This is a genomic window from Labrys sp. WJW (assembly GCF_001676615.1).
Classification (GTDB): Bacteria; Pseudomonadota; Alphaproteobacteria; order Rhizobiales; family Labraceae; genus Labrys; species Labrys sedimenti.
Map to the genome: position 1 here is coordinate 41,559 of NZ_LYXZ01000018.1, position 12,356 is coordinate 53,914.

Genomic DNA, 12,356 nt, shown 5'->3' on the forward strand with positions numbered 1-12,356 from the left:
CCCGAGCGTCTTTGCGATTCTGGGTGATCCCGTCTCGTTGCAAGGCGCTCTGGGAGCCGAGGGCCGGTGTAATAAAGGCGACATCTGGCCATGCCAGCTTCCGGGCCGGCGGTCCTGTCCGCCGCACCTTCCCACCTCCTGCCTGACGAGATGAACATGGCCCAACTCTCCTCCCGCAATGCCCTGGTCACCGGCTCGACCAGCGGCATCGGCCTCGCCGTTGCCCGAGCCCTGGCGGCCGAAGGGGCCAACGTCACCATCAACGGTTTCGGCGACGCCGATGCCATCGAGCGCGAGCGGGCCGGCATCGAAAAGGATTTTGGCGTGAAGTGCCGCTACAGCGGCGCGAACATGATGGTTGGGGCCGAAATCACCGCCATGATCCACGAGGCCGAGGAGGCTTTCGGCAGCCTCGACATCCTGGTCAACAATGCGGGCATCCAGCATGTCGCCCCGATCGACGAGTTTCCCGACGACAAGTGGGAAGCGATCACCCGCATCAACCTGATCGCCTCCTTCTATGCCATCAAGGCAGCGATTCCCGGCATGAAGCAGCGCAAATGGGGCCGCATCATCAATACGTCATCGGCCCATGCGCTCGTGGCTTCGCCGTTCAAATCCGCCTATGTCGCCGCCAAGCATGGCGTGACCGGCCTGATCAAGACGGTGGCCCTCGAAGTCGCCGAGCACGGCATCACAGCCAATGCCATCGCCCCCGGCTATGTCTGGACACCGCTGGTGGAAAAGCAGATTCCCGATACGATGAAGGCGCGCGGGCTGACCGAGGAGCAGGTCAAGCATGACGTCCTGCTCGCAGCGCAGCCGACCAAGGAATTCGTCACGGTCGACGAAATCGCGGCCGTCGCGCTTTTCCTGTGCAGCGATGCCGCCAGGCAGATCACCGGTACCACCCTGCCGGTCGACGGGGGCTGGACGGCGCAGTAGCCCAGGGTCATCCCGGACGCGATGCGGCACGTAGTGACGCTTCGCAGAGCCGGGACCGCAGGAGGAGAGAGACGCTCTATTCGGAGCACGGTCCCGCGTCTGCGACGCAGCATTACATGCTGCATCGCGCGCGGGATGACGACGATTGTCAGCCGCGGATGATCACCACCCTGGTGCCGACCTTCACCCGCTCGTAGAGGTCGGTGACGTCGTCATTGGTCATGCGGATGCAGCCCGACGACACGGCCTGGCCGATGGTCTGCGGCTCGTTCGAGCCATGGATGCGGTAGAGCGAGGATCCCAGATACATCGCCCGGGCGCCCAGCGGGTTCTGGATGCCGCCGGCCATATAGGCGGGCAGGTCCGGCCGGCGCTTGCGCATCTGCGGCGGCGGCGTCCAGCCAGGCCATTCGGCCTTGCGCGAGATGCGGTGCACGCCGCCCCATTCGAAGCCCTTACGGCCAACGCCGACGCCGTAGCGCATGGCCGTGCCGTCTTCGAGAACAAGATAGAGCCGCCGTTCCGGCGAATTGACCACGATGGTGCCGGGCTTCTCGCGGCCGCTATAGCTCACTACCTCGCGCGGGATCGGCGAGACGGCGGCGACGGCGCCTGCATTGGCAGGTTCGCGCGGGCTGCCGAACAATTTCTCGAAGATACTGGCTGCGTTGGCCGAGCTTGAGGCGATGCTCAAGCTCGACACCAAGACCAGGCCTGTCAAAAGACGACGCATGATGAAGCCCCGAATGGTTTGATCGAAATTCTTCGATCTCACTTGAATGAACAGAGCCCCGATCTTCGGATTCTTCAACTGGTGGACGACTGTCAACCGCTAGTCTTCACGCAAAAATCAAGGCCTGTGTCCTCTCAACAACACTTGGCCGAAACATGCTGTGCGTATCGGCACAAGATCTCTCAAGCATTGGTGCCGCCATCGATGGTATAGGCGCCACCCGTGGCATATTGCGCCTCCGGACTTGCCAGCCAGGCGACCAGGCCAGCGATCTGCCCGGGCTCGCCATATCTGGGGATCGCCATCGCGGCCCGTGCCTGGTCGGCGCGTTCGGTGGTGGCGGGGTTCATGTCGGTATCTGTCGGGCCGGGATGAACGATGTTGACGGTGATGCCGCGCGGGCCGAGGTCCCGGGCCATGGCTTGGCTGAGGCCGGTCAGGGCCGCCTTGCTCATGACATAGAGACCGATGCCGGCGCGCCCGACGCGGCCGACCAGGTTGGAGCCGATGGAGATGATGCGCCCGCCTTCTGCCATATGAGTGGCGGCGGCCTGGGAGGCGACGAAGGCACCGCGCAGATTGGCGGCTATGATGTGGTCGAAATCTTCGAGGGTGACTTGTTCCACGGTGCCGCCAGTGAAAATGCCGGCATTGTTGACCAGGATGTCGAGGCGGCCGAACGCGGTGGCTGCCTGGTCAACGGCGCTACGGACGGCGCCGGCGTCGGCGCTGTCGGCCTTGATCGCCAGCGCACGCTGGCCAGTGGCCCGGATCTGCTCGGCCACGGCGTCGGCGCTGTCGGCCCGGCTCGCATAGGTGATCGCGACATCGGCGCCCGCTTCCGCCAGCTGCAGGGCGATGGCTGCGCCGATCCCGCGGCTTCCTCCAGTCACGATGGCTGCCTTGCCCGACAGGGTCTTGATCATGAGGATCTCCTTGGTAAGATGTTCACCTTACCTAGCAGATCGCATAGGTACGATGCAAGGCTTACCTTGGAGGTTGCTCATGGCCGATCGCGAAGGCCATCCCGAGCCGGAAGAAATGCAGTTCGGCAAATTGCTGGCGGCGCTGGCCGATCCGCTGCGCCGCCGCGTGATCGCCGAACTGGTCCAGGCACCCGACGGCACGGCGCGGCACTGCGCCTCCTTCGGCTTCGAGGTCAGCAAGGCGACGCTGACCCATCATTTCCGCGTGCTGCGCGAGGCGGGCCTGATCTGGCATTTCGATCGCGGCAACAGCCGGGCTGCCAGCTTGCGCCGCCAGGACATCGAGACGCGCTTTCCTGGCTTGCTGGCTCTGGTTGCGGCAGAGGAAGCTTTGGCCAGATCTTGACGTAGACTGGCAGTCGCGACAGTTCCCTGCAGCGGCAGGCATGGCCTATCAGGATCGCATCCAAGCAAGAGGAGACGATCATGAGCCTGGTCAGCGCCATCCCAGCGGCCCCATCCCACCTTGCCATCGCCCATTTTGAGCGCCGGCTGTCGGTCGAGACCGATTGTTCGGACGTGGCCCAGGCGCTTGCCTCCGGAGAGCAGGATTTCGTACTGCTGCATGTCGTCGGTTCGTCGGAGACCTTCCGCCGCCGGCATGTTCCGGGTGCCCTTCATCTGCCGCATCGCGAAATCGATGCCGGGCGCATGGCGCAGTGGCCTGACGATACCCTTTTCGTGGTCTATTGCGCCGGCCCGCACTGCAACGGGGCCGACCAGGCGGCCCTCAAGCTTGCCCGGCTCGGCCGTCCGGTGAAGGTCATGATCGGCGGCCTGACGGGCTGGGCCGACGAAGGCCTGGCCTTTGCTAGCGATGGCGCTTGAGCTTGGGGGTCTTCGGGCTCGTCCTAAGGCCCACCGCCTCGATGTCCTTCGAACGAACCGAGAAAAGGCCGGGATAGAGCATCGTGACCCCTCATCCGCCTGCCGGCACCTTCTCCCGCAGGGGGAGAAGGAGGCTTTTTCTGACTGCGCAGAGCAAGCCTATCGCCTTCTCCCCTTGCGGGAGAAGGTGGCGCGAAGCGCCGGATGAGGGGTTGCACAGCTCCATCTGGACTTCACACCACAACATCTTGACCAGGGTGCCTCTACGGCCCTGCCTTGAACAGGGCGAACTCCTCCGCCGTCACGCGGTCGAGATGCTCGCGATAGGCATTATAGTGGCGGTGCAACGGGCCGATCCGGCCGAAGGAGAGGTCCGCCTCGCGGCCGGGAGGAATGGGCACCAGGGCGATGGCCGCCGAGACCGGCGTGAGCTGCGTGCCGCGGCCGGCGCGCAGCGACGTCAGGATACCGTACATCTCGCCGGTATTCATCGGGCGACCGACCACCGCCACCCGGTATTGCCCGCTGATCGACGTCACCAGATAGACATGGCCGGACTGGTTCGGCACAGAGACCTCACCCTGCTGGTTGAATCCGGTGTCGAGGCGCTCGGCCTCGCGGAAGATCAGGCGGGAGGCGCTGTCGCTCCAGGTGATCTCGGTGCGATAGGCAAACACCGCCCCGGCCTCGCCGAAGGAGGGGCGCAGCGTGAGGTAATTGCCGGTGAGCCAGGATACGGCCGCCTTGGTGTAGGAACCCAGATGTTCCGGCGCCGTGCCGCCACCCTGGAGGGCAGCCGGGGCGGAAGCGTGATCGGCATGACGCAGGCCGGCGCCGAGGGCTTCCTCCAATCGAATGACGGTGGCGAGCGTGAAGGGACGCCGCCCGGAAAGGGCCTTTTCCAAGGTCGACAGGCTGATCTTGGCCTTTTCGGCGAGGGTCTGGCGCGAAATGCGCCGACGTGCCAGGGCCTCGCGCACCGCGAGCGTGATCTGGTGGGCTTGTTCGCTGGAAAACTCGCTGTCCGACGTCACGAAACCGGTCCTATAGCGCCGCCGACATGGCTCTGCGCACAATCACGTACAAAACCGGACATTGCCGCAGGAGTCCACAGCCGGCAAGGCGATTTGTGACGGTTTATGCCTAACAAACGCAGTTAATGAAGCTCGTACGCACAGTCCTCGCGGGAGCAGAACGGAACCAGGCCACACGAGGCCGGATAGCGTTCAACGAGGACGACATGCACATGAACCAAGCGGTTGCCGGCCGCCAAACCGGCAGACGACGGCACCCTCATTCCGGCATCGGTCGCGCCGCGCTGATTGCGTTGGCCGAACGTTTCCTCATGGCGGTGCTGGTCCTTGTAACCTTCCTCATCTTCGTGGTGGGTGCGTATGCCGCTCCGCGCATCACCGTCGACGACGTCAAGGCGGGGTCCCTGCTGATGCGCACGGACGATCCCGGCTCCTATGTCGAAGCCGTGAGGACGGCCACCGACGTCCAGCTCAGCGTCAGTGGCCCTACCATTCGCGCCACGCTGACCCAGATGTTCCACAACCCGAGTAAATCCTGGGTCGAGGGCATCTATGTCTTCCCGCTGCCCGACGGCGCCGCAGTCGACACCATGAAGATGGTGATCGGCCAGCGCGTCGTTGTGGCTGATATCAAGGAAAAGCAGCAGGCCAAGCTGGTCTATGAGCGTGCCAAGGCCGAGGGCAAGAAGGCGGCGCTGGTCGAGCAGCAGCGGCCGAATATGTTCATGAACTCGATCGCCAATATCGGCCCCGGCGACACGGTGGTCATCCAGATCGAATATCAGGAGCCGGTGCGCCAGGCCGACAATACATTCTCTCTCAGGGTGCCTTTGGTGGTGGCGCCACGCTTCTCGCCGAGCGAAATCGGCGCCGGCTCGGCCCAGACCGTGACCTTCCAGGACAAGTCGGGCTGGGGCGCTGTCGCGCCGGCTCCGAAGTCAAGTGAGGTGCCGCAGGCGCCCGTCCTCGATCCGCGCGAGAACGCGCCTGTCAATCCCGTGCAGATCCGCATCGATCTCGACGCTGGCTTTGCGCTGGGCGAGGTGAAGAGCGCCTTTCATCCCGTCAAGATCATCGACAAGGGCCCCCAAGCCCGCCATATCGAGCTGGCCTCGGGGCCGGTGCCGGCTGACCGCGATTTCGAATTGACCTGGCAGGCCCAACCTAGCCAGACGCCGAGCGTCGGCCTGTTCCGCGAGAAGGTCGGCAGCGACGACTATCTGATCGCCTATGTCACGCCGCCCAGCCTCAAGAGTGCGCAGGCCGACCAGCGTCCGCGCGACGTCACCTTCGTGATCGACAATTCCGGCTCGATGGGTGGCACCTCCATCGAGCAGGCCCGGGCCAGCCTCGCCTATGCGCTGGGCCGCCTGACGCCATCGGATCGCTTCAACGTCATCCGTTTCGACGACACCTTCACCAACCTGTTCGGCGGCACGCTGGCGGCCACGCCCGAGAACATTGCGCGGGCCCAGGATTATGTCTCGCGGCTCCAGGCCAATGGCGGCACCATGATGGTCGCGCCCATGCTGGAGGCCCTCAAGGACGACCATACCGACGAAAAGGGCTTTCTGCGCCAGGTGGTATTCATCACCGATGGCGGCATCGACAACGAGCAGGAGTTGTTCGACGCCATTGCCTCGCATCGCGGTCGCTCCCGTGTCTTCATGGTCGGCATCGGCTCGGCGCCGAATTCCTACCTGATGACCCGTGCGGCCGAGCTCGGCGGCGGCGCCTTCATGCAGATCGGCTCCGTCGACCAGGTGCAGGAGCGCATGACGCAACTGGTCGACAAGCTGGAGAGCCCGGCGATGACCAATGTCGACGTGGCCATCTCGTCTGGCTCCGCTGACGTGACGCCGCGCATCCTGCCCGACCTCTATCATGGCGAGACCCTGGTGCTGGCGGCCAAGGTCAAGCATCTCACCGGTGAGGTTGAGGTGCGCGGCCTCATCGACGGCAAGGGCTGGTCCGTCTCGCTGCCGGTTGCCGGCGCGGCCGAGGGAGCCGGCATCTCCAAATTGTGGGCACGCCGCAAGATCGACGATACCGAAGTGGCGCAGACGCTGCGCCAGATCAGCCGCGAGGATGCCGACAAGCGCATTCTGGGTCTCGCCCTCGACCATCACCTCGTTACCCGCCTCACCAGCCTGGTGGCCGTCGACAAGACGCCGATCCGCCCCCGCGGCGTGCGCCTGTCCCGCTCCGACGTGCCGCTGAACCTGCCGGCCGGCTGGGATTTCGACAAGGTGTTCGGCACCAAGGGCGAGACGGTCTCCGATCGCGAGCAGCGCCAGGCCTTGCTCGATCTCGATGGCAGGAAGGTGCAGACCATCGACGCCTCGCGGGCGATCAGTCTGCCGCAAACCGCCACCGACGCAGAGCTGCGCCTGATCATCGGCGGCCTCCTGCTTGCCGGCGGCCTCACCTTCGGCCTCCTGACCCGCCGGCGCAGGGCATTCGCATGATTGCGCTCAAACTCCAAAGGCTCCCGCCCGCAGCGGCGGGAGCTTCCTTGTTTGCCAGGACCCGGTTGCTGGTCATGGGCGGGCTGGTCTGCGCCGGCCTGGTCCTGGCCGGGCAGGGGATGTGGATCCACGCCAAGGCCTTCCTCGCCCAGATCCTGCTCGACAGGGCCTTCGACCAGTCGGTGGCCAGCGGCGCCATCGTCAAGCCCTGGTCCTGGCTGGATACCTATCCCGCCGCCCGCATCGAGGTGCCCCGCCTCGGCAGGAGCGCGGTGGCGCTGGAGGGGGCGAGCGGGCAGGCCCTGGCGTTCGGGCCGGCTCACGTGGCCGGCACGCCGGCCGCCGGGGAGGCGGGGACAGCCGTCTACGCCGCCCATCGCGATACCCATTTCGCCTTTCTCGGCGAGATGCGGCTCGGCGACGAGATCAAGGTCATCCGGCGCGATGGCGTCGCCGTTCGCTATCGTGTGACCGGGCAGGATATCCGCCGTTGGGACAGCTCCGGCATCGACCCCGCCGCGCCCGGGCGCCATCTCGTGCTGGCGACCTGCTGGCCGTTCAACGCCGTCACCAGCGGCCCCCTGCGCTACCTCGTTCACGCCGAGATGGTACAGGAAGGCATGAGGAAGATCGATTGAAGCGACGCTCGCCATGATCTAGTTTGCTCACAAAACGTCCGATGGGAGCGAACCTTGAGCGAACTGAACCGTCAGAACCGGATCATCGAGGTTCTGGGCAAGCGTCCCTTCCTCACGGTGCGCGACCTGCAGGGACAACTGGGCGTGTCGGCTGCCACCATTCGCCGGGATATCGACAAGCTCGACCAGTCCGGCAAGGCCCAGAAGGTCTATGGCGGCATCGCGGCGCTCGACGGGTCGGCCGCGCCCGGCCGTCATGCGGCCAAGCCCTATGACGAAAATCGTGATCTTGCCGTGGAAGCCAAGCAGGCGATCGCGGAGGAAGCGGCGACGCTGGTGCGCGATGGCGATTCCGTCATCATCCATGGCGGTTCCACCTGCTTCTATCTCGGCGCGAAACTCGCGCATCGCAATGTGCGCCTCTATACCAATTCCATGCCCCTGATCGCCTTTCTCAGCGACCGCGGCAGCTGCAGCCTGACGGTCGCGGGCGGCGAATTGCACCGCGAGCCCGGCATTATCCACCCCACCGCTCCGGCGCCGCCGTTCTATGCATCGAAGTTCTTTCTCGGTGCCCAGGGCATTGGACGGGATGGGCTATTGGAATCGCATCCCCTGCTGGTGCGCACCATCATCGATCTCAGCGCCAATGCCGATCAGGTCGTCGTGCTGGCGGACAGCCGGAAATTTGCCATCCGTGCGCGTAGCGTCGCCCTGCCGCTCTCCAGGGTGGGCGTGCTGATCACCGATGACGGCTTGTCGGATCGGGATGCCAAGATGCTCGAGAATGCCGGCATCACGATCCGGATCGTCTCTCTCTTGCCCGAGACGGTTTGACGGCGTTGTGCTCCCGCTCGTCATGAGTGAATTCAATCGATCTGGCGCTCAGACTATTGCGTGCGCCGGAATCAACACGCAAGCCGAATGACCTGTCAATCTACCCTTTCTCATTGAAATACATGAGTAAAAAGAAAATTTTTTCGGAATCGAAGGTCTCGTGAAGATGATGATTCTAGATCATTCGTGAGTTAATTATTTCACATGATGCTTTATCCCGCTTGCTGAAAGACGATTTTTGATCTAGTTGGGCGATATGTCTTACAAAAAAGCGTGAGGAAAGGCGCGGACATGGGGGAGACGTGGGTCGGCCGGATGACGATCGTCGCCGGGCAAGCCTTTCGGTCACGCCTGGGTCGTCCCATGGCGGCGGTCACTCGGAGGGCGCCATGACGGCCGTCGTCAGCCTCCGCGACATCTCCAAATCCTTTTCCGGCGTGAAGGTGCTGCGCGACGTCAATTTCGACGTGCGCCCCGGTGAAGTCCACGCTTTGCTTGGCGAGAACGGCGCTGGCAAGTCGACGCTGATCAAGGTGATCGCCGGTGTGCATCAGCCGGATACCGGCACGCTGACGGTCGGCGGCGAGACCGTCCGCTTCACCTCGCCACGGCATGCGCGCCGCCACGGCATCGCCACCGTCTATCAGGAATTGCTGCTGTTTCCCGAACTCACGGTGGCGGAGAACATCTTCCTGGGCAATGCTCCCCGTCAGAAGTGGGGCGGGCTCGACTGGAGCGCGATGCGCCTGAGGGCACGCCAGCTCCTGGATTCCCTGGACAGCCACGACCTCGACGTCGATGCCAAGGTCGGCACGCTTTCCGTCGCCAATCGCCAGCGGGTCGAGATCGCCAAGGCGCTGTCGCAGGATGCCCGCCTGTTGATCATGGACGAGCCGACGGCCGCGCTGGTCGAGGCCGATGTGCGCCGCCTGATGAGCGTGGTCAAGAAACTGCGCGAGCGAGGCGTCGCCATCATCTACGTCTCCCACCGCATGCCCGAGATCTTCGAATTGGCGGATCGGGTCACTGTGCTGCGCGACGGCAGCTATATCGGTACGCGCGATATCGGCGAGGTGACCGAGGGCTTGCTTGTCTCGATGATGGTCGGCCGTTCGATCGAGCAGCTTTTCCCCAAGGTGGAAGCGCCGCTCGGCGAGGTCGCACTCGAACTGCGCGATGTCAGCTACGGGCGCAAGGTGCAGAACGTCTCGCTAAGCCTGAGGGCGGGCGAGATCCTGGGCCTTGCCGGCCTGATCGGCTCGGGGCGCACGGAATTGGCGCTGACCGTGTTCGGCATCACCCCGGCCAGCACGGGCGAGATCTTGGTCAATGGCCGCAAGGTGACCATCGACGGTCCGCGCAAGGCGCGCGATCTCGGCATCGCCTATGTGCCGGAGGATCGCGGCTCCCAGGGGCTGGTGCGGCCGATGACCATCCGCGAGAACGTCTCGATGGCGGTGCTCGACAAGATGTCGAACGGCTTCGCCATTCGCTTCGGCGACGAGATCCGCCGTTCGGTCGAGGCGATCAAGCGCCTGGGCATCCGCACCCGCGGTCCCGAGCAGATCGTCGGTCAGCTCTCCGGCGGCAACCAGCAGAAGGTCGTGCTCGCCAAGTGGCTGGAGGCCAATCCGCGCATCCTGATCATGGACGAGCCGACCCGTGGCATCGATGTCGGCGCCAAGGCTGAGATCTACGCGCTGATGGGACGGCTGGTGCAACAGGGTGTCGCCATCCTGATGATATCGAGCGAATTGCCGGAGGTGCTCGGCATGAGCGATCGCGTCCTCGTCATCAATGGCGGGCGCATCGTCGCCGAATTCGATCGCTCCCAGGCGACGCCGGATGCCGTCGGTGCCGCCATGACCAATGCCCAACCCCTGCAGGGAGCCGCCTGATGGGCGAGACTGCATCCTCTTCCACCCTCATGCCCTCGCGCGGTCCCCTGGCACGCCTGTTCGGCGGGCTCGGCCAGGAGATGGTGGTGCTCGGCGCGCTCGTCGTGCTGATCGCCGCTATCGGCCTCTACAATCCGCGCTTTCTCGGCGCCAGCAACCTGAACGCCATCTTCGCCGGCAATGCCTATATCGCGGTTGCCGCCATCGGCATGGCGATGGTGATCATCTCCGGCCATATCGACGTCTCCATCGGCTCGCTGATCGGTGTTCTCGCCACCATTGCCGGCACGCTGGCGACCAAGGGCTATCCGGTCTGGATCGCCTGGTTGGTGCCGGTGCTGGTGGGCATCGCCATCAACGCCTTCGTCGGTGTGCTGGTCGCCTATGCCAGCATCCCCTCCATCGTGGTCACGCTCGGCATGCTTTCCATCCTCAAGGGCGGTCTGATCCTGGCGACCAGCGGCAACTGGATCAACAACCTGCCACCCGACTTCATGATCGCGCAGATGAACTGGTTCGGCGTGCGCTCGCCCATCGTCATCATGGTGGTGTTGACGGCGGCCGTCGCCTTCTGGATGCGCTATTCGGCCTTCGGGCGCTCGATCTATGCGGTCGGCGGCAATCCCGAAGCCGCCCGCGCCGCAGGCATTCCGGCCAAGCCCGTGACCGTTGCCGTCTTCGCCATTCACGGCTTCTTCGCGGGGCTCGCGGCGCTGCTCTTCGCCACGCAGTTGCAGGTGATCCAGTCGACCGTACCCCCCGGCCTCGAACTCACCGTCATCACCGCTGCCGTGATCGGCGGCGTCTCCATCCTCGGCGGCACCGGCACGGTGATCGGCTCCACCCTGGCGGCCATGCTGTTCGCCACCATCACCTCGGCTTTGACCTTCATGCCCTATTCCAATGTGCTGGTGTTCTGGAAACAGGCGATCGTCGGCGTGCTCATCCTTGTCACCGTGCTGGCGGACATGGTCCGCCGCCACCGCATGGTCTGAGGGGGCACGATGAACTGGCGCTCCCTTCTGCTTCGCCACGAGGCCATCCTGGCTCTGCTGCTGGTGGTCGTGCTCATCTTCCTGGCGCAATCGTCCGACAGGTTCCTCACCGTCGACAACCTCCTCAACCAGGCCCGGCTGATGACGGAGATCGGCTTGATCGCCCTGGCGATGACCTTCGTCATCGTCACCGGCGGCATCGATCTCTCCGTCGGCTCGATCGTCGGCGTGGTCGCCATCGTGCTCGGCGTGCTCTGGCAGAATCTCGGCCTGCCGCTGCCGGTCGCCATCGTGCTGGCGCTAGTGCTCGGCACCCTGTGCGGGGTCGTCAACGGCCTGATCATCACCCGCTTCAAGGTGCCGCCTCTGATCGCCACCCTGGCCACGCTCGCCCTCTATCGCGGCCTGGCGGAGGGCATCAGCCAGGCCCGGTCCGTGCGGGGCTATCCCGACTGGTTTCTGGTGCTGGGGCAGGGGCAGGCGCTCGACGTGCCGGTGCAGGTCTGGCTGCTCTTGCTGGCGGCGATCGTTGCGGCCTGCGTGCTCGGCCTGACGGTGTTCGGTCGCACGACCTATGCCATCGGCTCCAACGAGGTCGCCGCGCGCTTCTCGGGCATCGCGGTCGACCGCACCAAGATCCTGATCTACGGCGCTTCGGGCCTGTGCGCTTCGCTGGCCGGCGTGATCTTCGTCTCCCGGGTGACGACCACGCGTTCCGACATGGGATCGGGCTGGGAACTCGATGCCATCACGGCGGTGGTACTCGGCGGCACCAGCATCTTCGGCGGGCGCGGCACCGTCATCGGCACGGTACTCGGCCTCGCCTTGATGCAGGCTCTGAAGAACGGCCTGCTGTTGCAGGGCTACAAGGGCGACAGCACCATCATCCTGATCGGCACGGCCCTGATCCTCACCGTGCTGCTCAGCAACCTGGTTCCCTTGCTGAGCCGCATCGCCGGTCGCAAGCGGCCGGCATGACGAAGATCTTCCGGGC

The 12,356-nt window shown here is 64.8% G+C and carries 12 protein-coding genes; 9 read left to right on the top strand and 3 right to left on the bottom strand.

Annotated elements, in window-relative coordinates; genetic code table 11:
- Positions 1–156 precede the first annotated feature (156 nt).
- Entirely contained in the window at positions 157–945 is a 789-nt protein-coding gene (locus BA190_RS12225) for a 3-hydroxybutyrate dehydrogenase (RefSeq protein WP_068286985.1), read from the top strand.
- 148 nt (positions 946–1,093) lie between these two features.
- Here BA190_RS12225 and BA190_RS12230 read toward each other — a convergent pair whose 3' ends face one another.
- A complete protein-coding gene (locus BA190_RS12230; protein ID WP_068287677.1) occupies positions 1,094–1,678 on the bottom strand; it encodes a L,D-transpeptidase in 585 nt (194 codons plus the stop codon).
- Positions 1,679–1,860: 182 nt separating this feature from the next.
- Positions 1,861–2,604: a 3-oxoacyl-ACP reductase family protein gene (locus BA190_RS12235; protein WP_068286988.1), complete on the bottom strand. Its 744-nt coding sequence runs from the start codon at positions 2,602–2,604 to the stop codon at positions 1,861–1,863.
- A 79-nt stretch (positions 2,605–2,683) separates the two neighbouring features.
- Between BA190_RS12235 and BA190_RS12240 the strand changes: the two genes are divergently transcribed.
- Positions 2,684–3,010, top strand: a complete 327-nt coding sequence (locus BA190_RS12240) for a helix-turn-helix transcriptional regulator (RefSeq protein ID WP_068286992.1) — start codon at positions 2,684–2,686, stop codon at positions 3,008–3,010.
- Between the two features lie 80 nt (positions 3,011–3,090).
- Positions 3,091–3,492 carry a rhodanese-like domain-containing protein gene (locus tag BA190_RS12245; RefSeq protein WP_068286995.1) on the top strand — a complete coding sequence of 134 codons (402 nt, stop codon included), beginning with the start codon at positions 3,091–3,093 and terminating at the stop codon, positions 3,490–3,492.
- A gap of 263 nt (positions 3,493–3,755) precedes the next feature.
- On the opposite strand, the gene BA190_RS12250 is transcribed toward BA190_RS12245, so the two are convergent.
- Entirely contained in the window at positions 3,756–4,526 is a 771-nt protein-coding gene (locus BA190_RS12250) for a helix-turn-helix transcriptional regulator (RefSeq protein WP_068286998.1), read from the bottom strand.
- 212 nt (positions 4,527–4,738) lie between these two features.
- On the opposite strand from BA190_RS12250, the gene BA190_RS12255 reads away from it, so the two are divergent.
- The 6 genes from BA190_RS12255 (at position 4,739) to BA190_RS12280 (ending at position 12,340) form a co-directional block, all read left to right on the top strand.
- Positions 4,739–6,994 carry a marine proteobacterial sortase target protein gene (locus tag BA190_RS12255; RefSeq protein WP_082979709.1) on the top strand — a complete coding sequence of 752 codons (2,256 nt, stop codon included), beginning with the start codon at positions 4,739–4,741 and terminating at the stop codon, positions 6,992–6,994.
- 74 nt (positions 6,995–7,068) lie between these two features.
- The gene (locus BA190_RS12260; RefSeq protein WP_068287001.1) at positions 7,069–7,632 is read left to right on the top strand and encodes a class GN sortase; all 564 of its coding nucleotides are present in this window, start codon (positions 7,069–7,071) and stop codon (positions 7,630–7,632) included.
- Positions 7,633–7,686: 54 nt separating this feature from the next.
- A complete protein-coding gene (locus BA190_RS12265) occupies positions 7,687–8,469 on the top strand; it encodes a DeoR/GlpR family DNA-binding transcription regulator (protein ID WP_068287004.1) in 783 nt (260 codons plus the stop codon).
- Between the two features lie 389 nt (positions 8,470–8,858).
- Complete coding sequence (locus BA190_RS12270) at positions 8,859–10,367, top strand: sugar ABC transporter ATP-binding protein (protein ID WP_068287008.1); 1,509 nt, start codon at positions 8,859–8,861, stop codon at positions 10,365–10,367.
- Positions 10,367–11,362, top strand: coding sequence for an ABC transporter permease (locus BA190_RS12275; RefSeq protein ID WP_082979683.1), 996 nt, complete (start codon positions 10,367–10,369; stop codon positions 11,360–11,362). The genes BA190_RS12270 and BA190_RS12275 overlap by 1 nt, the downstream gene beginning before the upstream one ends.
- Before the next feature lie 9 nt (positions 11,363–11,371).
- Positions 11,372–12,340 (top strand): ABC transporter permease, encoded by a 969-nt coding sequence (locus BA190_RS12280; protein WP_068287011.1) that lies wholly within the window; start codon positions 11,372–11,374, stop codon positions 12,338–12,340.
- The last annotated feature ends 16 nt before the right edge of the window (positions 12,341–12,356 follow it).

What these genes read in the sequence shown, in the direction of transcription:
- BA190_RS12225 (WP_068286985.1), top strand. Translation starts at nt 157, where the DNA reads ATGGCCCAACTCTCCTCCCGCAATGCCCTGGTCACCGGCTCGACCAGC.
- BA190_RS12230 (WP_068287677.1), bottom strand. Translation starts at nt 1,678, where the DNA reads ATGCGTCGTCTTTTGACAGGCCTGGTCTTGGTGTCGAGCTTGAGCATC.
- BA190_RS12235 (WP_068286988.1), bottom strand. Translation starts at nt 2,604, where the DNA reads ATGATCAAGACCCTGTCGGGCAAGGCAGCCATCGTGACTGGAGGAAGC.
- BA190_RS12240 (WP_068286992.1), top strand. Translation starts at nt 2,684, where the DNA reads ATGGCCGATCGCGAAGGCCATCCCGAGCCGGAAGAAATGCAGTTCGGC.
- BA190_RS12245 (WP_068286995.1), top strand. Translation starts at nt 3,091, where the DNA reads ATGAGCCTGGTCAGCGCCATCCCAGCGGCCCCATCCCACCTTGCCATC.
- BA190_RS12255 (WP_082979709.1), top strand. Translation starts at nt 4,739, where the DNA reads ATGAACCAAGCGGTTGCCGGCCGCCAAACCGGCAGACGACGGCACCCT.
- BA190_RS12260 (WP_068287001.1), top strand. Translation starts at nt 7,069, where the DNA reads ATGGGCGGGCTGGTCTGCGCCGGCCTGGTCCTGGCCGGGCAGGGGATG.
- BA190_RS12270 (WP_068287008.1), top strand. Translation starts at nt 8,859, where the DNA reads ATGACGGCCGTCGTCAGCCTCCGCGACATCTCCAAATCCTTTTCCGGC.
- BA190_RS12275 (WP_082979683.1), top strand. Translation starts at nt 10,367, where the DNA reads ATGGGCGAGACTGCATCCTCTTCCACCCTCATGCCCTCGCGCGGTCCC.
- BA190_RS12280 (WP_068287011.1), top strand. Translation starts at nt 11,372, where the DNA reads ATGAACTGGCGCTCCCTTCTGCTTCGCCACGAGGCCATCCTGGCTCTG.